General features: G+C 61.6%; 19 protein-coding genes. 10 read left to right on the top strand and 9 right to left on the bottom strand.

Translation table 11 applies throughout. From position 1 onward, the window contains the following. Positions 1 to 47: 47 nt before the first annotated feature. A complete protein-coding gene (locus AC1RBA_RS26800) occupies positions 48 to 998 on the top strand; it encodes a cation diffusion facilitator family transporter (RefSeq protein ID WP_070221555.1) in 951 nt (316 codons plus the stop codon). A 74-nt stretch (positions 999 to 1,072) separates the two neighbouring features. Here AC1RBA_RS26800 and AC1RBA_RS26805 read toward each other — a convergent pair whose 3' ends face one another. The 3 genes from AC1RBA_RS26805 to AC1RBA_RS26815 are packed head-to-tail and all read right to left on the bottom strand — an operon-like array spanning position 1,073 to position 4,644. Further along, positions 1,073 to 3,325: a RelA/SpoT family protein gene (locus AC1RBA_RS26805; RefSeq protein WP_070221556.1), complete on the bottom strand. Its 2,253-nt coding sequence runs from the start codon at positions 3,323 to 3,325 to the stop codon at positions 1,073 to 1,075. 32 nt (positions 3,326 to 3,357) lie between these two features. Then, complete coding sequence (locus tag AC1RBA_RS26810; RefSeq protein WP_070221557.1) at positions 3,358 to 3,708, bottom strand: RidA family protein; 351 nt, start codon at positions 3,706 to 3,708, stop codon at positions 3,358 to 3,360. A gap of 54 nt (positions 3,709 to 3,762) precedes the next feature. Next, the gene (locus tag AC1RBA_RS26815) at positions 3,763 to 4,644 is read right to left on the bottom strand and encodes an alpha/beta fold hydrolase (protein ID WP_070221558.1); all 882 of its coding nucleotides are present in this window, start codon (positions 4,642 to 4,644) and stop codon (positions 3,763 to 3,765) included. Positions 4,645 to 4,907: 263 nt separating this feature from the next. Between AC1RBA_RS26815 and AC1RBA_RS26820 the strand changes: the two genes are divergently transcribed. Both AC1RBA_RS26820 and AC1RBA_RS26825 read left to right on the top strand, forming a co-directional pair. Continuing rightward, a complete protein-coding gene (locus AC1RBA_RS26820) occupies positions 4,908 to 6,209 on the top strand; it encodes a dicarboxylate/amino acid:cation symporter (protein ID WP_409026548.1) in 1,302 nt (433 codons plus the stop codon). Between the two features lie 249 nt (positions 6,210 to 6,458). Then, complete coding sequence (locus AC1RBA_RS26825; RefSeq protein ID WP_070221585.1) at positions 6,459 to 6,872, top strand: DoxX family protein; 414 nt, start codon at positions 6,459 to 6,461, stop codon at positions 6,870 to 6,872. Between the two features lie 9 nt (positions 6,873 to 6,881). Here the strand turns inward: AC1RBA_RS26825 and AC1RBA_RS26830 are convergent, their stop codons facing one another. The 3 genes from AC1RBA_RS26830 to AC1RBA_RS26840 form a co-directional block, all read right to left on the bottom strand. Further along, a complete protein-coding gene (locus AC1RBA_RS26830; protein WP_492420445.1) occupies positions 6,882 to 8,093 on the bottom strand; it encodes a phospholipase effector Tle1 domain-containing protein in 1,212 nt (403 codons plus the stop codon). A 152-nt stretch (positions 8,094 to 8,245) separates the two neighbouring features. Further along, complete coding sequence (locus tag AC1RBA_RS26835; RefSeq protein WP_070221586.1) at positions 8,246 to 8,896, bottom strand: CoA transferase subunit B; 651 nt, start codon at positions 8,894 to 8,896, stop codon at positions 8,246 to 8,248. 21 nt (positions 8,897 to 8,917) lie between these two features. Further along, positions 8,918 to 9,616 carry a CoA transferase subunit A gene (locus tag AC1RBA_RS26840; RefSeq protein ID WP_070289089.1) on the bottom strand — a complete coding sequence of 233 codons (699 nt, stop codon included), beginning with the start codon at positions 9,614 to 9,616 and terminating at the stop codon, positions 8,918 to 8,920. A 147-nt stretch (positions 9,617 to 9,763) separates the two neighbouring features. Between AC1RBA_RS26840 and AC1RBA_RS26845 the strand changes: the two genes are divergently transcribed. Continuing rightward, positions 9,764 to 10,330 (top strand): LuxR C-terminal-related transcriptional regulator, encoded by a 567-nt coding sequence (locus AC1RBA_RS26845; RefSeq protein WP_070221561.1) that lies wholly within the window; start codon positions 9,764 to 9,766, stop codon positions 10,328 to 10,330. A 9-nt stretch (positions 10,331 to 10,339) separates the two neighbouring features. Here the strand turns inward: AC1RBA_RS26845 and AC1RBA_RS26850 are convergent, their stop codons facing one another. From AC1RBA_RS26850 to AC1RBA_RS26860, 3 genes are all read right to left on the bottom strand, one after another. Then, complete coding sequence (locus AC1RBA_RS26850) at positions 10,340 to 11,155, bottom strand: phytanoyl-CoA dioxygenase family protein (protein ID WP_492420447.1); 816 nt, start codon at positions 11,153 to 11,155, stop codon at positions 10,340 to 10,342. Between the two features lie 8 nt (positions 11,156 to 11,163). Next, positions 11,164 to 11,742, bottom strand: a complete 579-nt coding sequence (locus tag AC1RBA_RS26855) for a class I SAM-dependent methyltransferase (protein ID WP_070221563.1) — start codon at positions 11,740 to 11,742, stop codon at positions 11,164 to 11,166. A gap of 103 nt (positions 11,743 to 11,845) precedes the next feature. Continuing rightward, positions 11,846 to 12,622, bottom strand: a complete 777-nt coding sequence (locus AC1RBA_RS26860) for an SDR family oxidoreductase (RefSeq protein WP_070221564.1) — start codon at positions 12,620 to 12,622, stop codon at positions 11,846 to 11,848. Between the two features lie 264 nt (positions 12,623 to 12,886). On the opposite strand from AC1RBA_RS26860, the gene AC1RBA_RS26865 reads away from it, so the two are divergent. The 6 genes from AC1RBA_RS26865 to AC1RBA_RS26890 all read left to right on the top strand — a co-directional run bounded on the left by AC1RBA_RS26865 (position 12,887) and on the right by AC1RBA_RS26890 (position 21,583). After that, complete coding sequence (locus tag AC1RBA_RS26865; RefSeq protein WP_175445164.1) at positions 12,887 to 14,563, top strand: electron transfer flavoprotein-ubiquinone oxidoreductase; 1,677 nt, start codon at positions 12,887 to 12,889, stop codon at positions 14,561 to 14,563. A gap of 314 nt (positions 14,564 to 14,877) precedes the next feature. Continuing rightward, positions 14,878 to 18,090 (top strand): tetratricopeptide repeat protein, encoded by a 3,213-nt coding sequence (locus AC1RBA_RS26870; protein ID WP_409026551.1) that lies wholly within the window; start codon positions 14,878 to 14,880, stop codon positions 18,088 to 18,090. After that, positions 18,087 to 19,202 (top strand): DegT/DnrJ/EryC1/StrS family aminotransferase, encoded by a 1,116-nt coding sequence (locus AC1RBA_RS26875; protein WP_070310082.1) that lies wholly within the window; start codon positions 18,087 to 18,089, stop codon positions 19,200 to 19,202. Before AC1RBA_RS26870 ends, AC1RBA_RS26875 begins: the two co-directional genes overlap by 4 nt. Before the next feature lie 43 nt (positions 19,203 to 19,245). Continuing rightward, positions 19,246 to 20,262, top strand: coding sequence for a ketoacyl-ACP synthase III (locus AC1RBA_RS26880; RefSeq protein ID WP_121669197.1), 1,017 nt, complete (start codon positions 19,246 to 19,248; stop codon positions 20,260 to 20,262). 44 nt (positions 20,263 to 20,306) lie between these two features. Beyond that, entirely contained in the window at positions 20,307 to 20,525 is a 219-nt protein-coding gene (locus AC1RBA_RS26885; RefSeq protein WP_070221569.1) for a phosphopantetheine-binding protein, read from the top strand. Positions 20,526 to 20,527: 2 nt separating this feature from the next. Continuing rightward, positions 20,528 to 21,583, top strand: a complete 1,056-nt coding sequence (locus AC1RBA_RS26890) for a ketoacyl-ACP synthase III (protein ID WP_121669195.1) — start codon at positions 20,528 to 20,530, stop codon at positions 21,581 to 21,583. Positions 21,584 to 21,585 lie beyond the last annotated feature (2 nt).

Here is a 21,585-nt window from a genome sequence, read left to right on the forward strand (position 1 = left end):
TTGCTTTTCAATTACACTGACGGCAACCTCATTCAACAAAGCACTCCATGCAGCCGACGCACACCGAACACGACGCCACCCATTTGCACGCCCACCTGAAAGGCGACGCCAAGCACACCCACTCTTTCGAGGGCCGCAGCCAGAGCATCCTCGCGTGGGCGCTGGGCCTGACCCTGTCCTTTGCCGGCATCGAGGTGGCAGCCGGCTTCCTGTCCAATTCACTGGCGCTGATTTCCGACGCGGGCCACATGGTCACGGACGCGGCCGCGCTGGGCCTGGCCCTGCTGGCGCAGATCATCGCGCGCCGCCCGCCCTCGCCGCGCCACTCGTTCGGCTTCGGCCGCGCCGAAGCACTGGCCGCCTTCGTCAACGGCCTGGCCATGCTGTGCGTGGTGGGCTGGATCTGCTATGAAGCCGTGCTGCGCTTTTCCGCCCCGCAACCCGTCAAGGGCGGCATGGTCTTCATCGTCGCCTTCATCGGCCTGGCGATCAACGTGGTGGTGGCGTGGGTATTGTCGAAAGACAAGCAAAGCGTGAACACGCGCGCGGCCCTCGTGCACGTGATGGGCGATTTGCTCGGCTCAGTCGCCGCCATCGTCGCGGGCGCCGTGATTTACTTTACGGGCTGGATGCAGATCGACCCACTGCTGTCCGTGCTGGTATCGCTGCTGATCCTGAAATCGACTTTCGGGGTATTGAAAGAGTCCTACCACTTCCTGATGGAAGGCGTGCCCCTGCACATTGACTACATCGAAGTGGGCACGGACGTCGAGCAAGTGGACGGCGTAATCGCCGTGCACGATCTGCATGTGTGGGACATGTCGCCGGGCCAACCGGCCCTGATCGGCCATGTGGAAATCGAGCACCTCGACCATTGGCCGAAGGTCTTGCGGGCGATCAAGAAGATGTTGCTGGCCAAGCATGGGATAGACCACATCACCCTGCAGCCGGAGACGGCGGCGATGGCGGGGTTACATCAGGGTGACAAGACGCATTAATTGAACCCAACGGCAAAGACCGGGGTCAGACCCGCCGGGTCTGACCCCAGCCTCTGCTCTCGGGGTAACTCCAACTAACTGCGCCGCGCTTCCAGGACCCCACTCACATCCTTGATCACATTCAGCGCCTTCAACAGCTGCGCCGTCGAGCTGATCTCGGCCGTAAACGTCATGCGGGCCTGGCCCTTGGCGCTTTGGGTGTTGACGCCGATCACGTTGATCTTTTCGCGCGAAAAGATTTCGGAGATGTCGCGCAGCAAGCCCTGGCGGTCGCCTGCCAGAATAAAGATGTCGACCGGATACACGGTGTCGTGGCCGCCCGTGCTGCCCCATTCGGTAAAAATCACGCGCTCGGGCGACTTGGCGCGCATTTCCTCGAAGTTTTTACACGTGGCGCGGTGGATGGAGACGCCCTTGCCGCGCGTCACAAAACCGACGATGCTGTCCGGCGGCGCCGGCTTGCAGCACTTGGCCAGCACCGTCATCAAGCCTTCCGTACCGACCACCAGCACGCCGGACTTGGCGCCCTGCTCCACGCTGGAAGCGCGGCTTTTACCCACCAGCACGGCGTCTTCCGGCACCACCACTTCACCATTGTCGTGCAGCGCCTGCTCCACGTGGCGCAGGCTGAATTCATCCTTGCCGACAGACAGGAACAGCTCGTCGACCTTGGCAAAGCCCAGCTTTTGCGCCAGCGCCTCGAGGTTGACGGCCGTCTTGCCTTCGCGCTGCAAGGATTTTTCCACCAGCGCGCGGCCGTGGGCCAGGGTTTCCTGCATGTCGATGGCGTGGAACCAGGCGCGGATCTTCGAGCGCGTGCGCGTGCTGACGGCGTAGCCGGCGCTGAGCCAGTCGCGCGACGGCCCGGCCGTGCCCGGCGCGCCCTTGGCCGTGATGATTTCGCAGGTCTGGCCGTTCTTCAACTGCGTATTCAGGGGTACCATGATGCCGTCGACCTTGGCGCCGCGGCAGCGGTGGCCCACGTCCGTATGCAGGTGATAGGCAAAATCGACGGGCGTGGCGCCGACAGGCAATTCCAGCACCCGCGCCTGCGGCGTCATGACGAAGATGCGGTCGTCCAGGGTGGCGGACTTGAGCTTTTCCACCCATTCGCGCTGGATTTCCTCCTGGCCCACGACGGCGTCGGCCACCTCCGTTTTCCAGGCCAGCAACTGGCGCAGCCAGGCGATCTTTTCATCGTACTTCTGGCCGGCAAAGTTCGAGCCGCCCTCTTCCTTGTAGCGCCAGTGCGCAGCCACGCCGTATTCGGCAAAGCTGTGCATTTCATTCGTGCGGATTTGCACTTCCAGCGGGCGGCCGTCCTCGGCCGTCACCACCGTGTGCAGCGACTGGTAACCGTTCGGTTTCGGGCGCGAAATGTAATCGTCGAATTCCTTCGGGATGGGGGTCCAGATATTGTGGACCACGCCCAAGACCGTATAGCAGGTTTTCACGTCGGCAACGATGACGCGGAAGGCGCGCACGTCGTACAGGGCCGTGAAGTCCAGTTCCTTGCCGCGCATCTTGTTCCAGATGCTGTAAATGTGTTTCGGGCGGCCAAACACTTCCGCCTGGATACCGGCCGAAGCCAGTTCCGTCTGCAGGCGCAGAATCGCCGAGGACACGAAGCCCTCGCGCATCATGCGCTTTTCTTCCAGCATCTTGGCGATGCGTTTATACGCTTCCGGTTCGATGAAGCGGAACGACAAATCTTCCAGTTCCCACTTCAGTTGCCAGATGCCGAGGCGGTTGGCCAGCGGCGCGTACAAATCCAGCGTTTCCTTGCCGTACTCGCGCGTCATTTCATTGAATAGCTTTAAATCGGCAAAGTAACGCAAGGTCGTCACGCAGGCGGCCAGACGCACCAGCACGACACGCATGTCGGACGCCATCGCCAGCAACATCTTGCGCAAGGTTTCCACCTGGGCCACGGCTTGCTGCGCAGCATTCTTGCCGCGACCGGCAGCGCCGCCGTGCTGCGCCTGGGTCAGCGCACGCAAACGGATCAGCTGGCGCACGCCTGTCGCCAGGTCGCACACCTGCTTGCCGAAGCGCGGCTCGATGTCGGCCGCCGTATCGGGTTCCAGCAGGGTCAGCTCGAACATCAGGCCGGCGATGCGTGTTTCCGCATCGCTGCGCAGGAACGCCAGCGTCGTGGCCACGCCGATGGCGAAGTCCAGCGCGGAGCGGCCGGCAAAGGTCTGCTTGTCGCCATACGCTGCGGTGGCATACGCGAGCGCGTCCAGCACGCGCGCGCAGTCCGGCGCACTCAAGCCCTCTACCAGTTGTTCCGAGGTGGCGCTATTCGGGGCCGAGATGGAAACCATGTGATACCTTATAAACTTAACAACTCAATAACTTAGCGCTCTGCAGCGATGATGACGATTTCTACCAAGCAAGCCGGATTGGCCAGTTTCGCTTCCACGGTGGCGCGCGGCGGCGTGTGGCCGGAAGCGACCCAGTCGTCCCACACTTCATTCATGCCGTCGAAATCCTTCATGTCGGCGATGTAGATCTGGCACGACAGGATGCACGTCTTGTCGCTGCCCGCTTCCATCAGCAAACGGTCGACGTGGCCGAGCACTTCACGCGTCTGGCCAACGATGCCTTGCGTGGTGTCTTCCGCGATCTGTCCCGCCAGGTAGATGGTGTTGTTGTGTATCGCTACTTCAGAAAGGCGTTTGCCTACGTGCAGTCGTGTAATTTCCATGCTTCTTCTTTCGGTTGTTTCAAAATCTGTACAGCGGTATTGCTTGTTGCCTTCTTACTTGCCCAGCAAAAACTTGCGCGCGATGGCGATCTGGTCGTCGTGGACGAAAGTGGGCGCATGGCCCACGCCGGCGATTTCCACCAGTTCCGCTTTCGGGCCGCGGCCCAGCATGATCTGAGCCGTCTCGTGCGACAGCAGATCGGATTCCGACCCGCGCACCAGCAAGGTGGGGCAGCGCACGGCATCGTACGCGGCCCACAGCATGGCTTCGTCGCTGGCCGCCGATTCCGGCGTGGCCGAGCGGAACGGCATGGCCAGTCCCATATCATAGTGACGGCGCCAATGGCCATCCTTGTCCTGCCGCAACACATCGACTGCCAGTTTATGCCATTCCGCATCCGTGTGCGGGCCAAAGCTGGCGGACACGTCGCGCACAAATTTGGCGCCCTGCTCGAAGGTATCGAAACGCAAGTCCTGGCCGATGTAGTCGCCGATGCGCTGCAAGGCTTCCGGCGCCAGGGTCGGGCCGATATCGTTCAATACCAGCTTGCTGATCGGGCTGTGCGGCAACGAGGCCAGGCCCAGGCCGATCAAGCCGCCCATCGAGGTGCCGAACCAGTCCACCGTCTGGCGCTCGCCATTGGCCAGCACGCGCGCCAGCAGGGTCACCATGTCGCTCACATACTGGGGCACGCGGTAGAACTGGGGATTGGCCAGCCAGCCCGAGCGCCCGCGTCCCACCACGTCGGGGCAGATCACGCGGTAATCGCTGGCCATGGCGCGCGCCAGGTTGTCGAAGTCGTCCGCCACGCGCGTCACGCCATGGGCGCAGACGAGCACGTTCGGATTGTCGGGCGCGCCCCACTCCTTGTACGACATGGTGTGCAGGCCTGCGGGGGAGATGCACTGGACGGATTTGATGCTCGCTTCGATCATTCGATTTCCTTATTCGATATAAAAAGAGCACCGCTTTCTGCCTGCCAAGGGATGTCCCGCGCGCGACGCTACGGCAGTGTAGCGCAGCGCGGGCAATGCTCCAAGCGCGCGGCTGAAATGCTGCGCCGCAGCATAGCACTGGCACATTCGCCATGGCGCAATACCCGATATAGCGAAACTGCATATCTGCGGTTATCCACAATTGAGCACGCCTGCCAATGGGCGGATGATTCGCAGCATCAACCCGCAAGAGGAGACCACTCGTGAAAAAACCATTCTATAAAATCCTGTACGTGCAGGTGCTGTTCGCCATCGTGGCTGGCGTGCTGCTGGGGGTGTTCTACCCATCGAACGCCGTCGACATGAAACCGCTGGGCGACGGCTTTATCAAACTGATCAAGATGATCATCGCCCCCGTGATCTTCTGTACCGTGGTCTCCGGCATCGCCGGCATGCAGGACGTCAAGAAAATCGGCCGCGTGGGCGGCAAGGCGCTGCTGTACTTCGAAGTGGTCTCCACCTTCGCGCTCGCCATCGGCTTGCTGGTTGCTAACATCCTGAAACCGGGCGCCGGCTTCAATGCCGATCCGGCCCACCTCGATGCCAAGTCGATCGCGCAATACACGCACGCCGAAGGCATGAGCACCGTTGACTTCCTGATGAATATCATCCCGAAGACCTTCGTCGATGCCTTCGCCAAGGGCGACATCCTGCAAGTGCTGTTGATCGCCATCCTGTTCGGTTTCTCGCTGTCCCTGCTGGGCGAGCGTGGCCGTCCCGTCACCAAGCTGATCGACGAGCTGTCGCATGCCATCTTCGGCATGGTCAACATCATCATGAAAGTCGCACCGATCGGCGCGTTCGGCGCGATGGCCTTTACCATCGGCAAATACGGCCTGGCGTCGCTGATCCCGCTGGCTAAACTGATGGGTTCGTTCTACCTGACCTGCTTCCTGTTCGTCTTCGTCGTGCTGGGCCTGATCGCCAAGTACACGGGCTTCTCCATCGGCCGCTTCTTGTTGTACATCAAGGAAGAATTGCTGATCGTGCTCGGTACCAGCTCGTCGGAATCGGCGCTGCCGGCCCTGATGAAGAAACTCGAGCGCCTGGGCTGCTCCAAGCCAGTCGTCGGCCTGGTCGTGCCGACCGGCTACTCGTTCAACCTGGACGGCACCAATATCTACATGACCATGGCCGCCCTGTTTGTTGCACAGGCAACCAACACGGAACTGACGATCTGGCAAGAGCTCACCATCCTGGGCGTGGCGATGCTGACGTCGAAAGGCGCGTCCGGCATCACGGGCGCCGGCTTCATCACCCTGGCCGCCACCCTGGCCGTGGTGCCGACGATTCCCGTGGCCGGCATGGCGCTGATCCTGGGCATAGACCGCTTCATGAGCGAATGCCGCGCGCTGACCAACTTTGTCGGTAACGGCGTGGCCACCATCGTCGTGTCGAAATGGGAAAAGGAACTGGACATGGACAAGCTGCACAGCGAGCTGGCCCATCCCACCCACCCGGCCGAGGACGCCTACGTTGCACCGACCGTCAATATCGTCAAGTAAACCCGCCAAGCAAGCTGTACTCTCCATTGAAAAGCCCCGCAGAGCGATCTGCGGGGCTTTTTGCATGCGAGAGGGGTTTTTTATTGCATCATCAACATATGGTAAATCATGCATCAATATTTCATCGGATGATCAATGAATGAAAAACCATTACAGTGCTGTCTATTGTTCGCCGCCAGGCTCCCGCATAATGACATTACGTTAATGCAAGCCAGACACCGAACCATCCACCTTTGAATGGAGTACGCCATGTCCCTCTCGCCCGCCCTCTACGCCACCTGGTCCCCACGCTTGCTGGGCTTGCTGCGCATCATCCTCGGCTTCCTTTTCCTGCAACATGGCACGGCAAAACTGTTCGGTGCGCCGCACGTGGCCATGTTCGACGGCTTGCAACTGTTTTCCCTGATGGGCGCGGCCGGCGTCATCGAGCTGGTAGGCGGCAGCTTGCTGCTGGTCGGCCTGTTCACGCGCCCCGTCGCCTTCATCCTGTCGGGCCAGATGGCGGCCGCCTATTTCATCGCGCATGCGCCTGCCGGCTTTTTACCGATCCTGAACGGCGGCGAAATGGCCGTGATGTACTGCTTCACCTTCCTGTACTTCGCAGTTGCTGGCGCTGGCGCCTACAGCCTGGACGGCTTGCGCGGCAAGGCTGGCGCCGCATAAACGACCGGGCTAGCGCGAGCACTCCAAAGGATAGGGCCGTTGCTCGATCACACCCTGCATGCGCAACGGCGCGCTGCCGGCAACGGTCCTCACTTGCAGGGCCGGGGCCTGCATGGCGCCGTCGGGCAATACCCTGTCCTCGCAATGGCTGAACAAATTGGCCGGCCGGTCGCCGATCGACCAATGCGCCAGGCCCAGCGGATCGCCAGCCAGCTGCAACGGCGGGAGCGCATAATCTTGCGCCAGGCCCGTCATCATCCACGCCAGCGACAGGTCGGACAACGACCGTGAATCGGCGTAACCACCACCGATATCGGCATGCGATCCGGGAAACCAGAGTTCGCTGACGCTCGTGTAGTCCGCATTAATGGGCGGACACAACAAGATGGGATGGAAGCGGCTGCGCTTTTCATCGCGCGACACGGCGTGCAGGATGCGGCGGATCGGCGGATAGGAATCGGACTTGTAGCGGTCGCCGTCCCTGCCGTCGCTCATTTCCTTGCACACACCGAAGTCCTTGAACAGGGAACCGGGCACGGTATCCCACAGGCCGAGAAATTGGATTTCCACCGGCACCACGGCAACCTTGAAACGTTCGCGCAGTTCTTTACCGGCGATCGGCTCCTGTCCCGGCCGCCACGCCTTCCACGCATCCACATAGGCTTCATCGTTCTTGCGCTTGACCACTTCGAGGATGGCGTTATCGCGCCGAAGCCGTTGTTCGATTTCGTCTTCCGACCTGGCCGGCACGCCCGCATAGGCGATCAGGCCAGCCAGTGCACGGGCCTGGTGGGCGCCACGGCTGAAGCCCAAAATGTAGAGCTTGTCACCGGGGCGAAACGCCTGCGCGACGAAGTCATAGCCGCGCAGGATACGCGGCTCCATGCCAAGGCCGAGACTGGCGCCCAGCACGGGACTTTCGACGCTGCCCACGCCTTCGATATAGATGGCGCTGGTCTGCGCCTCGTCGGCATGGAGCACCGCATCAAAGACCCGGCGCACATTGGTCCCGGAGGCGCTGTCATTGCGCGTCCCATCCAGAAAGACAAAGATGTTTTTTGCCAGGGCGGGATCACCCGTGAATACTTTCTCCGTCACCACCGGGTTGACGTGCTCGCCGCCAGCGGCAGCACAGGCGGACAGCAACGCCGCCAAGCCCGCTGCCAACACACTCCCTGCCATGCGCCTCAGTAGTGGCGATGCGTACCAGTTTGCCTTCATGACTGCTCCTTGTCGTGACTTCGTCTGCCCTGCACCGTTCCAGCATAGGCACACTCCAGGGACAGCCTTAGACATGGCGCAGACGTAGTGCGTGCGCGGCGAAAAAAAAGCGGACATCGCTGTCCGCTTTTTTTATGCATGCAACGATCCGTTTATACGGCGGAAACGTCCAGTTCCGCGCCCGTGGCCGCCTGCACTTGCTCCTTGGTCACGCCCGGCGCCAGTTCCACCAGCTTCAAGCCGTTTTCCGTCACGTCGATGACGCCCAGGTCGCTGATGATGACGTCGACCACGCCCACGCCCGTCAGCGGCAGGTCGCATTGTTTCAGCAGCTTGTGCGACGTCGTGCCATCCTTGGCCGTGGCCACGTGCTCCATCAGCACGACGACGCGCTTGACGCCGGCGACGAGGTCCATCGCGCCGCCCATGCCCTTGACCATTTTGCCTGGAATCATCCAGTTCGCCAGGTCGCCCTTTTCCGACACTTGCATGGCGCCCAGGATAGCCAGGTTGATCTTGCCGCCGCGAATCATGCCGAACGAATCGGCCGAGCTGAAGTAAGCGGCGCCGGGCAAGGCCGTCACCGTCTGCTTGCCAGCGTTGATCAGGTCGGCATCAACCTCATCTTCGGTGGGAAACGGGCCGATGCCCAGCAAGCCGTTTTCCGACTGCAAAAACACTTCGATATTGTCCGGCACATAGTTGGCCACCAGGGTCGGCAAGCCGATGCCCAGATTCACATAAAAGCCATCCTGCAATTCTTTTGCCGCGCGCGCGGCCATTTCATCTCTTGTCCAAGCCATGATCATCTCCCAATCTTGTATTTAGTCGGCGCGCACGGTGCGCTGCTCGATGCGTTTTTCCGGGTTCGCGTTGACCACGATGCGGTGCACGAAGATGCTCGGCGTGTGGACCTGGTCCGGGTCGATCTCGCCCACTTCGACCAGTTTTTCCACTTCGACAATGGTGATCTTGCCCGCCATGGCCACGTTCGGGTTGAAGTTGCGCGCCGTCTTGCGGTAGATCAGGTTGCCGGCGCGGTCGGCCATGTAGGCTTTGACCAGGGCCACGTCGGCCACGAGGCTGCGTTCCATCACGTATTGTTCGCCGTCGAATTCGCGCAGTTCCTTGCCGTCGGCAACGATGGTGCCCACGCCCGTCTTGGTGAAGAAGGCGGGGATGCCGGCGCCGCCGGCGCGCAGTTTCTCGGCCAGGGTGCCTTGCGGCGTGAATTCCAGCTCCAGTTCGCCGGCCAGGTACTGGCGCGCGAATTCCTTGTTTTCACCCACGTAGGAGGCGATCATTTTCTTGATCTGGCGCGTGGTCAGCAACTGGCCCAGGCCGAAGCCGTCCACGCCCGCGTTGTTGGAAATGGCGGTCAGGCCCGTCACGCCCGAATCGCGCAAGGCGCCGATCAGGGCTTCGGGAATGCCGCACAGGCCGAAGCCGCCGACGGCGATGGTCTGGCCATCTTGGACGATACCGGCCAACGCCGAGGCGGCGTCAGGATAAACTTTATTCATGGGTGTCCCTCTATCTTTTGTTAAGCTTTGGTCTTGAGTCCATGACTCAGGCAGCGTCTCAGCATAAAATACGCGAGTGGAAAGTACAATACCGTAGAACTACCGGCGCCGTGCCGGCAATCCCCCTGTGAGAGTGATACGCATCAGATGAACGCCGCGTCAGCCATCGATTATGAAAGCATCTTCCTGCACGCGCCCGTGGGCATGTGCATGTCGGAAAACCGCATCATGCGCAGCTGCAACGAAGCGCTGGCGGCCATGTTCGGCTATGCGCGCGCCCAGCTCGACGACCAGTCCTTCGAAGTACTTTACCCCACGCACGACGAATTCCTGCGCACCGGTGACCGCATCATCCCCATCATGAACGCCAGGGGCCGCTATTCGGACGAGCGCATCATGCGCCGCAGTAATGGAGAATTGTTCTGGTGTCACGTGACGGGCCACGCCATGCTGCCGAACCAACCGCTGGGAGCGGGCATCTGGACGTTCGAAGATGTCAGCGAGAAACGCCCCGTAACGGCGGAACTGACCCCGCGCGAGCGCGAAATCGCCGCCCTGCTGGTGGAAGGCAAGACCAGCAAGGTCATCGCCCGCCAGATCGACCTCAGCCCCCGCACGGTGGAAATGCACCGCGCCAAGCTGATGCGCAAGTTCGCCGCCTCGACGTCGTCGGAGCTGGTGCACAAGCTGGTGGGACTGCAGCTGCAGCGCTAGCGGCGGAATTTACGGCGAACTGGCCTGCTCCCGCATTGCCTGCTCATACTTGATGATTTTCAGTACCCTGGAGTTGGCGAAATACTGGATGCAATTGAGCGGCGAATAGAAAATATCGGTCTTCCATTCGCCCGCGATCAATTCCTTGCCTGTCGGGTCGTCCGCAGGCTGGAAAATCGTATCGGCCAGAATGCGATGGACACCCGACACATTCGGTCCCGACTCATGCCACGTCGAACTGTGCATGACCACGAAATCGCCGGGATTGAGGATAGGCGTGACTTTGACGAACTGGATGTTGAAACTGTCAGGGTTGATTTCGCCGGCATCGCCGAGATAACCGAGTTTATGCGAGCCGACATAAAAACTCATCGCACCGTTATCCTCGTCCACACGGCTCAATGCGGTAAAAATGCTGCATTTGTTCAAGTTACCCAGGTGGTAACAGCTATCCTGGTGCAGGAATACCTTGTTCGGACTGAATGCATCCTTGATGACGAAGCGGTGATTGTACAGCGCCACGTCGGGACCGAATATGCGCGACAGCGTTGCGGCATACACCGGCGCGCGGTACATTTCCAGCAGCTTCTGCGGCAATTCCTCGGTCAGCGAAACGGGATTGGCCTGGCTGACATTGCGGCCGGAGCGAAGCTTGGCATCATAAAACCTATCCCACTCATGCTGCCATTGCGCCAGCAGATCCGGTGCAATCGCATTACGCACGACAAAAACGCCTGTCTCCCGGAAAACCTCCGGCAGGAACTGCTCCCCGCTGATGCGCTGCAAGACGTCTTGGGTCTGCTCATTGACTACAGCCAGTGTCATCGCCACTCCTAGATAAAGCGGAACGTCAGTTCATTGTCTTGCGTGTTTTTGAACTTATTGCACTTCGCCAGCACGTTATATTTGATAGGAAACAGCTCGCGGTCAGGCGTTTCCAGAATATCAATTTCAATGATGTCGAAATCGCGCAGCAAGGCGCTCCAGCCATGCTCGGTAATACGCCAGCAGTCCGGAATCGGACCATGGATGCGCCAGTTCAAGGGGGCGGAAATGAGCAGATAGCCTTCATGCTTGAGGATGCGGCGGATTTCCTTGACGGTGTCGAAGGGGTTGAGCGTATGTTCGATCACTTCCAGGCAGACGACGCAGTCATAGGCACTGTCGGCGATCGCCGAATTGACCTTGGTGATGTCGCCTACCAAGGTGGGGCTGTAAGTGTCGACGATGTCAAAGGTGTCGACGCTGAAATTGCTGAAGTTTTCGCGCACGGTGGAGCGGTCCTGCGGCCCCACTTCCAGCAGCTTGCCCGTCTCACCGGCAAGCTTGGCGGCCGTTCTTGCCACAAAAGCGTTCAAGTGATCGCGTGCCAGCTGAAACGTGTCATTGTCAAACTTCGAAGGAGTTGCCATCGTAAAAATTCTCGTATAGTGGTTATGCCCGGACGCTATGCCGCAAGCAAAAACATCATAGCCGCTAATTTTCCCTGTGGCAACAATACCTTCCCTCTGCCGCTTACATGCTGGCCATGCCGCCATCGGCGGAGATAATCGCGCCATTGATGAAGTGCGAATCCTCACCCGCCAGCAACAGCAGCAGGCCGTCGAGGTCCTCCGGCTTGCCCGGCCGTTTATTCGGCAGCATTTCGATCAGTTTCTTGCCCTGCTCGGTAGCGAAATAATCTTCATTGATCTCGGTGGAAATGTAGCCGGGGCAGATGGCGTTGGTGTTGATGCCATATTTACCCCATTCGACAGCCATGGCGCGCGTCATGTGCACCATGCCCGCCTTGCTCATGCAGTACACGCCGATCTGCGGCAACACCTGCAAGCCGGCCATCGAGGCGATATTGATGATGCGGTGCTGTTTCTTCGGGTCGCCCTTGGCGCGCGCGATCATGCGTTTGGCCGTCTGCTGGGCCACGAAGAACGAACCGCGCAGATTGGTGTCCATCACGAACGAGTAATCTTCGGGCGTGACGTCGACCAGACGTTGCGTGGTGGAGACACCTGAATTGTTGACGAGGATATCGATGGGACCCGCTTCCGTTTCCGCATGGGCGATGGCCGACTTGATGCTGGCAAAGTCGGTCACGTCGAGCGACACCACGTGCGCGGCACCGCCGTCCGCTTCGATCTCGGCGCGCAATTCCTTCAGGCGTTCGGTGCGGCGCGACGCCAGCACGACCTGCGCGCCCGCCTGGGCCAGCACTTTCGCAAAGCGCGCGCCGAGGCCACTCGATGCGCCGGTAATCAGGGCAATCTTGCCCTCGAAATTGACTTCTATGCCCACGAGCTACTCCTGTTTTATTTTAAACAACACTTTACGCCATGCCCATGGCAATCGGGCAAATTCCCCCGCCGCGCACTCGAGCAAAAGTAAACGCCATCATTACACAAAATGGCCGGATTTAGATTGCGGCGAGGGGCAATGTCACGCAAAATGGCGCCAAAGTTGCAATCCTCGTCAAAAACAAGCACACTCGTGCTTAAATTTCCCCGATGATGCTTTATTCCCTATCCTTGCTACCTAATTGAGTGACTATAAATCGAGACCATGACACAGCCTAATAACTTAGTTGAACAGTACGGACCGCGCGAAACCATGGAGTATGACGTGGTGATCGTCGGCGGTGGCCCCGCAGGCTTGGCCGCGGCGATCCGCCTGAAGCAGCTGGCCGCTGATAAGAGCCAGGAAGTGTCCGTCTGCGTGCTGGAAAAAGGCGGCGAACTGGGCGCGCATATCCTGTCGGGCGCCATCATGGACCCGAAAGCGCTGACGGAATTGATTCCGAACTGGAAAGAACTGGGCGCGCCCCTGAACACCGAAGTGACGGAAGACCGCATCCTGTTCCTGACCGAAACGAAAGCGTACAAGACGCCAGGCTTCGCCGTGCCGGCCTGCTTTGAAAACCACGGCAACTACATCGTCTCCTTGGGCAATGTGGTGCGCTGGATGGGCCAGCAGGCGGAAAACCTGGGCGTGGAAATCTTCCCCGGCTTCCCTGCCGCGGAAATCCTCTACAACGACGACGGCTCCGTGAAAGGCGTGGCGACCGGCAACATGGGCGTCAAGCGCGACGGCGAGCCGGGTCCCGACTTCCAGCTGGGCATGGAATTGCACGCCAAATACACCCTGTTCGCCGAAGGCGCGCGCGGCCACCTGGGCAAGCAATTGATGGCCAAGTATGACTTGAACGCCGGCAAGGACCCGCAATCGTACGGCATCGGCATCAAGGAATTGTGGGAAATTGACCCGGCCCAGCACAAGCCGGGCCTGGTGATCCACTCGAGCGGCTGGCCGCTGGACACGAAAACCTATGGCGGTTCCTTCCTGTACCACCTGGAAAACAACCAGGTGATGGTCGGCTACGTGGTAGGCCTGAACTACGAAAACCCCTACCTGTCGCCGTACGAGGAATTCCAGCGCTATAAAACGCATCCGGAAATCCGCAAGTTCTTCGAAGGCGGCAAGCGCATCTCGTACGGCGCGCGGGCGATTGCGGCCGGCGGCCTGCAATCGCTGCCGAAGCTGGTGTTTGCCGGCGGCGCGCTGATCGGCTGCGATGCGGGCTTTTTGAACATGAGCCGCATCAAGGGCAGCCACGCGGCCATCAAGAGCGGCATGCTGGCGGCGGACGCGGCCTTCGGCGCGCTGGGCGAACAGCGCCAGCACGACGAACTGACGAGCTACCCTGTCGCGTTCGAGAAATCCTGGCTGCATGAAGAGCTGCACGTGGCGCGCAACGTCAAGCCATGGCTGTCGAAAGGTTTGTACCTGGGCAGCCTGATGACGGGCATCGACCAGCTGATCTTCCGCGGCAAGGCGCCGTGGACCCTGCACCACTCGCATGGCGACCACGAATGCCTGAAACCGGCGGCCCAGTCGAAACCGATCGTGTATCCGAAACCCGATGGCAAGCTGACCTTCGACAAGATGTCGTCCGTGTTCATCTCGAACACGAACCACGCGGAAGACCAGCCCATCCACCTGACGTTGAAGAACGCCAGCGTGCCCGTCGATGTCAACCTGGCCACGTATGCGGGTCCGGAAGCGCGTTACTGTCCCGCCGGCGTGTACGAATTCGTGAAGAACGACGACGGCGCCGAACGCCTGCAGATCAATGCGCAAAACTGCGTGCACTGCAAAACCTGCGACATCAAGGACCCGACGCAGAACATCGTGTGGGTGACACCGGAAGGCGGCGGCGGCCCGAACTATCCGAATATGTAATTGTCATCGCGTCATCGCATCATCGCGTCATCACGCGTAGCTGGACAACAGCGCGGCACCCTCGGGTGGCCGCGCTTTTTTTATCTGGCGATGTCACTGCAGCGTCAGACAGCACAGCCCAGGCAAGATTCCGGCATCCCCCACTTGCCGATGCCGGAATCTTTTACTTTTATTGCAATCTTTCTTGCCGCTGTGGCCTGCCAGGAACACCAAAATTTGTTCAATGATGCACTAGGGCAAAATTCCTTGGGGAAATTTTCTATTCGCCACTCCCAGCAGTTACAATTGCCGCTGGTACACTTTTCTTCCCTCTCATGAACGCTGACGCCACCCTGGAAACGCAACTCGACACCCAACTGGCGCTGGCGCTGAAGGCGCATCAGGCTGGCCACCTGGAAGAGGCGGAAGACCTGTATGTCGCCATCCTGCAAGCCCAGCCCTACCATGCCATCGCCAACCACAATATGGGTTTGCTGGCCGGCCAGGTAGGCCAGTTCCGGGCAGGACTGCCGTATCTGCGCAAGGCGCTGTCGGTCAATCCCGATGAAGGCCAGTTCTGGCTATCGCTTGCCGACGGCTTGCTCAAGGCGGGCGAACGGGACGAGGCGCTCGACATCATCGATACGGCCATCGGCCGCGGCCTCGATAACGACCAGGCGCAAACCTTGCGCGCACGTATCGCCGCGGCGATTGCTGCCGCGCCCACGGCCGACGAATGCCAGCACGTGGTGGAGCTGTACCAGGCGGCACGGTATGTGGAAATGGAAACGGCCACCCGGGCGCTGATTGCGCGCTACCCCACCTCCGATTTTGCCTGGAGCGTACTCGGCACTGTCCTGCAGGCGCAGGGCAAGGATGCCCTCGACGCGCTGCAAACCACTGTCCAGCTCACCCCGTATGACGCCGAAGCCCATTGCAATCTGGCCAATGCGTGGCAGGCACGCGGGGAACATGCGCAAGCGGTCCAGTCCTACCAGCAGGCGTTGCAGTTCAATCCGGCATTCGCCGAAGCGCACAGCAACCTGGGCGGCGCCCTGCTGGCGCTCGGCGCCCTGGCGGAAGCGGAAGACGCCTATCTGCAGGCCATTGCCCTGCGGCCCGACTATGGCATGGCACACTTTAACCTGGGCAATACGCGCAAGGCGCGTGGCGACCTCGACGGTGCCGTGGGCGCCTACAATGCCGCCCTGGCAAGCATGCCCGGCGACGCCGAAGTGCTCTGCAACCTGGGCAATGCCCTGCAGGCGCTGGAGCGCAATGAGGAAGCGGCCGACAGCTATCGCCGCGCGCTGGCGCTCGAGCCCCGGCTGGTGATGGCGCACAGCAACCTCGGCGCAGCGCTACAGAATCTGGAGCAGTACGCGCAGTCGGAAGCGAGCTACCGCACGGCCTTGTCGCTGGCGCCGCGCCATGCGGACCTGTGGAATGGCCTGGGCAACAGCCTGCAGTCGCAGCAGCGGCTCGACGACGCCGCCGATGCCTATCGTCAGGCGCTGGCAGTGCAGCCCGACTATTCCCAGGCCCACTCCAACCTGGGCGGCGTGCTGGTGAGTCTGGGCGAATTCGATGCGGCGATCGCCAGCTATCGCCGGGCCCTGGAGCTCCAGCCGGACAGCGCCGACGCGCACACCCAGCTGGGCCTGGGCCTGCAATCGGTCGGCGAACTCGACGAAGCGCTGGCCCTGCACCAGCGTGCGGTACAGCTGGCGCCAGACAAGCTGCAGGCGCACACCTGCCTCGGACATTGCCTCAAGCAAATGCGCCGCTTTGAGGAAGCGCAAGTCGCTTACCGGCAAGCGCTCGCCCTGGCGCCCGATGTCGCCAACCTGCACAATGACCTGGCCATCGCCGTGCAGGACGCCGGCGATTATCCCCAGGCGATCCGCATCTACCAGCACGCGCTGGAACTGGACCCGCGCTCATCGCTGATCCATTGCAACCTGAGCGTGGCGTTCGAGGATAGCGGCCAGTCGGAACAGGCGCTCGAGTATCTGCAGCGCGCACGCGACATCGCGCCCGACTCCAGCCGCGTTCACTTTACGATGGGCAATTGCCTGCGCTCGCTGAAGCGCTACGACGAAGCGCTGGCCAGCTATGCGCGCTCGCTGGAAATCCAGGACGACTTCATCGGTTCCCACTTGAATACCTGCGCGACCTACAGCGAGATGGGCCGTACCGACGACGCCGTCCAGGCATGCCGCACGGCTCTGGCCAGGTATCCGCAGTACGATGAGGTCTACAGCAACATGCTGTTCGGCCTGTCGCACATGCATGCCGACGACCCTGCCGCCATGGTGGCCGAGCATTTCGGCTTCGGCGAGCGCTACGAAACGCCGCTGCGCGCCGCGTGGCAGCCGCACGCGAACGAGCGCGACCCGCAGCGCCAGTTGAAGATCGGCCTGGTCTCGGGCGACTTCTGCAACCATGCCGTGGCGCATTTCATTACGCCCCTGCTCGAGGAACTGGTGGCGATGCCGCAGTTTTCGCTGTATGCGTACTATAACAATAGCCGCGTCGACAATGTCACCATGCGTATCGCGCAACTGCTGCCCAACTGGCTGCCAGTGACCCACCTGAGCCAGGAAAAGCTGGCCGAGCGCATCCGCGCCGACGGCATCGACATCCTGATCGACCTGTCCGGGCATACGGCCAAGAATTGCCTGCTGGCCTTTGCCCGCAAGCCGGCGCCCATACAGATGAGCTGGATCGGCTATCCGCTGACCACGGGCCTGCAGGCCATGGATTACTACCTGAGCGACCGTCATTTCTCGCCGCCGGAGACATTCGCCAGCCATTTCACGGAAAAACTGATCTTCCTGCCGACCATCGCCCCATTCCTGCCATCCGAAAATGCGGACGGCATCCTGCCGGCGCCCGTGCTGAAGAACAAATACCTGACTTTCGGCAGCTTCAACCGCCCTAACAAGCTCAACCGCCAAACCATCGCGCGCTGGGCCAGGGTCTTGCGCGCCATCCCGGACGCCAGGATGCTGCTGGCCGCCATGCCGGCGCCCGGTCCCCACCCCGGGCTGACGGCGTGGTTCGCCGAAGAAGGCATCAGCGCCGACCGCCTGATCTTCGAACCGCGCGCCAACATGGCCAACTTCCTGGCCATGCATCACCGCGTCGACATGTGCCTCGATACGGCGCCTTACGGTGGCGGCACCACCACCTTCCACGGCTTGTGGATGGGCGTGCCCACCCTCACCGTTGCCGGACCGACAGTACCGAGCCGCGCCGGCACCTCGATTCTGCGCCACGTGCAGCTGGAGGAATTCATCGCCCGCGATGACGAGGAATTTGTCAGCAAGGCCCTGTACATGGCGGCCAACCCCATGCTGCTGGGCGCCTACCGCTTCAGCACCCGGCACCGCCTGGCGCAAACGGCGCTGGGCCAGCCGAAGTTGATTGCGGAAGGCCTGGCCAACAGCCTGCGCCTGGCCTGGCAGCGCTGGTGCGAAGACTTGCCGCCAGTCAGCTTCGACGCGCCGCTCGACAGTCAGTTGCCCGGGGAGATAGCGGCATGAGCGACGCCAAACCCATCTACGTCACCCAGCCGCTGCTGCCGGACCTGCAGGATTTCCTGCCATACCTGGAAAGCATCTGGGAAAACAAGATCCTCACCAATGGCGGCCCCTTCCACCAGCAGCTGGAAAAAGCGCTGTGCGACTACCTGGGCGTGCGGCATATCTGCCTGTTTACCAATGGAACGCTGGCATTGATGACGGCCTTGCAAGCCTTGCGCGTGAAGGGCGAAGTCATCACGACGCCGTATTCCTTCGTTGCCACGGCCCATTCGCTGCTGTGGAATGACATCAAGCCCGTCTTCGCCGACATCGATGCGCGCACGCTGAACCTCGACCCGGCGCGCATCGAGGCGGCCATCACGGCGCAGACCACGGCCATCATGCCCGTGCACTGCTATGGCCAGCCCTGCGATGTCGACGCCATCCAGAAGATTGCCGACAATTACGATCTGAAGGTCATCTATGACGCCGCGCATGCGTTCGGCGTGCGCCACGGGGGCACCAGCGTCCTCAATTACGGCGACCTGTCCGTGATCAGCTTTCATGCGACGAAGATCTTCAACACCTTCGAAGGCGGCGCCATCGTCTGCCCGGACGCCAAGACCAAGCAGCGCATCGACCATCTGAAAAATTTCGGCTTTGTCGACGAAGTCACCGTCGTCGCCGCCGGCATCAATGGCAAGATGAGCGAAATCAATGCCGCCTTCGGCCTGCTGCAGCTGAAGGGCATCGACCAGGCGCGGCAACAGCGGCGCAGCATCGACGCCCACTACCGCGAGCGTCTGGCCGGCGTCGCGGGCATCACCTGCCTGGAAGCGGCCGACGCCGAAGCGGCCAATCACGCCTACTTTCCCATCCTCGTCGGGCCCGGCTATCCGCTGGCGCGCGACGCGCTGTTCCAGCGGCTGCGCGATCACGAAATCTACGCGCGGCGCTATTTCTACCCGCTCATCAGCGATTTCCCCATGTACCGCGGCATGCCGTCCGCCGCGCATGCCAATCTGCCGGTCGCGCGCCAGGCCGCATCCCAGGTGATCTGCCTGCCGATCTACCCGGCCCTCGAGCTGTCGAGCGTGGACGCGATCACCGCCCTGATCGCCGGGGCGGCCTGAGCGCCCCGCCCTTCCCTATTGACCCAGACCGAACGGCCACCGCATGCCCCACTACGCCCACCTTACCGCGATCGCCTACCACCTGCCGCAGGCGATCCTGACGAATGCCGCGCTGGAACAGGAGTTCATCGACTGGCCGGCGCAAAAAATCCTCGACAAGACGGGCATTGCGCAACGGCATATCGCCGCGGAACATGAAACGGCCAGCGACCTGGCCTTCCATGCTGCGGAAAAGCTGTTCGCCACGCATGACGTCGCGCGCGGCGACATCGATTTCCTGATCCTGTGCACGCAGGCGCCCGACTACCTGCTGCCCAGCAGCGCCTGCGTGCTGCAGCAGCGGCTTGGCTTGCCGACCTCCTGCGGCGCGCTCGACATCAACCTCGGCTGTTCCGGCTACGTCTACGCGCTGGCCATGGCCAAGGGCCTGATCGAGAGCGGCATCCGCAAGAAAGTGCTGCTGCTGACGGCAGACACCTATTCCAAGTACATCAACGCGCGCGACCGCAGCGTACGCACGCTGTTCGGCGACGGCGCCGCCGCCAGCGTGATCGCCGGCGGCGCGCCCGAACTGGCGCTGGGGCCTTTCGTCCTGGGCACGGATGGCAGCGGCGCGAACAACCTGATCGTGCCGGCCGGCGGCATGCGCACGGCCCGCAGCGCGGCCACCGCCATGCCCGTCGAAGACGCGTCCGGCAACTGGCGCAGCCAGGACGACCTGTTCATGGATGGCGCGCAGATCGTCCAGTTCACCTTGGGCGCCGTGCCGCGTACAATGCAGGAGCTGCTGGACACGGCCGGCAAGACCCTCGATGACATCGATCATGTGATCTTCCATCAGGCAAACAAATTCATGCTTGACGCCTTGCGCCGCAAAATACGCATTCCGGAAGACAAATTTGTGATTGAAATCGATACTGTCGGCAATACCGTCTCCTCGACCATTCCCATCGCCATTGCCCGCGCGCGCGCCTCGGGACGCATCGTGCCGGGCGACACGGCCCTGCTGCTGGGCTTTGGCGTCGGCTATTCCTGGGCCGGCACGCTGGCGCGCCTGTAGGCGCCCGCGCATCTGCGTACTGAACTTCTCTGAAAGGAAACACAATGCAAGAATTTTTCAACGGCATGGCCGACATCCTGGAAATCGACGCCGACAAAGTCGTGCCGTCCCTGAAACTGGGCGATTACGCCTGGGATTCGCTGGCCATCATTTCCACCATCGCCCTGGCCGATGAGCTGTTCGATCAGATGCTCGAAGGCCAGGCCCTGGCCAATTGCGAGACCCTGGCCGACGTGCTGGCATTGATCGCCGTCAAGGTCTGACCATGTCCAGCCAGCGCCTGGAATCGGGACTGCCCTTCAGCACCGCCCATCTGGCCATGCGCGGCGTGGTGTGCGCGCTGCCGCGCACGCAAGTCCACAATGCCGACCTGGCCGAGCGCTTCGGCGCCGAGGCGGTGGCCGACGTGAGCAAGATGATCGGCGTGCAGTCGCGCCGCCGCGCCGCCGATGGCCAGACGACGGCCGACCTGTGCCAGGCGGCGGCACAAACCCTGCTCGACGACCTGGGCTGGGAGCGCGACAGCATCGACGCCCTGATCTTCATCTCGCAAACCCCCGATTACGTGCTGCCGGCTACCGCCTGCGCCCTGCATGGACGCCTGGGCCTGCACAAGGCTTGCGCCGCCTTCGACATCAACCTCGGCTGCTCGGCCTACGCGTATGGCCTGTGGCTGGCGGCGAAGATGCTCGACGGCCAGGCCATGTGCCGCATCCTGCTGCTAGTGGGCGACACCATCAGCAAGACCGTCGATGAGACCGACCGCGCCACCGCGCTGCTGTTTGGCGACGCCGGCACGGCCACGGCGCTGGAATTCGATGCGGCGGCGGCGCCCACCCATTTCATCGTCGGCAGCGACGGCGGCGGCGAACGGCACCTGATGATGGCTGCCAGCGCCTGCCGCCCCTACGCCGGCGACGATGCGCGCCTGGCGCAGCGCGATCCCGCCAAGCTGTACATGGACGGCGGCGAAATCTTCAATTTCACGCTGAAGAGCATTCCGCCGCTGGTGGCGGACCTGCTGCGCCTGGCAAACCGCACGAGCGACGAAATCGATGCCTTCCTGTTTCACCAGGCAAATACCTTCATGCTCAAGCACATTATCAAAAAAGCCAAATTGCCAGCCGGGCGCGCACCGATCAACATGGACCGCTATGGCAACACGTCCAGCGCCTCCATCCCCCTGCTGATCGCCGACAGCCTGGGAGCGGCGGCACAGGGCCAGACCATCGCCATGTTCGGCTTTGGCGTCGGCTATTCCTGGTCGGCGGCCGTGCTGGGCCTGCAATCGCTGACCGTCAACCGCCTTATCGAAGTCTGAAC

The organism is Janthinobacterium sp. GW823-FHT03B06 (assembly GCF_058796955.1).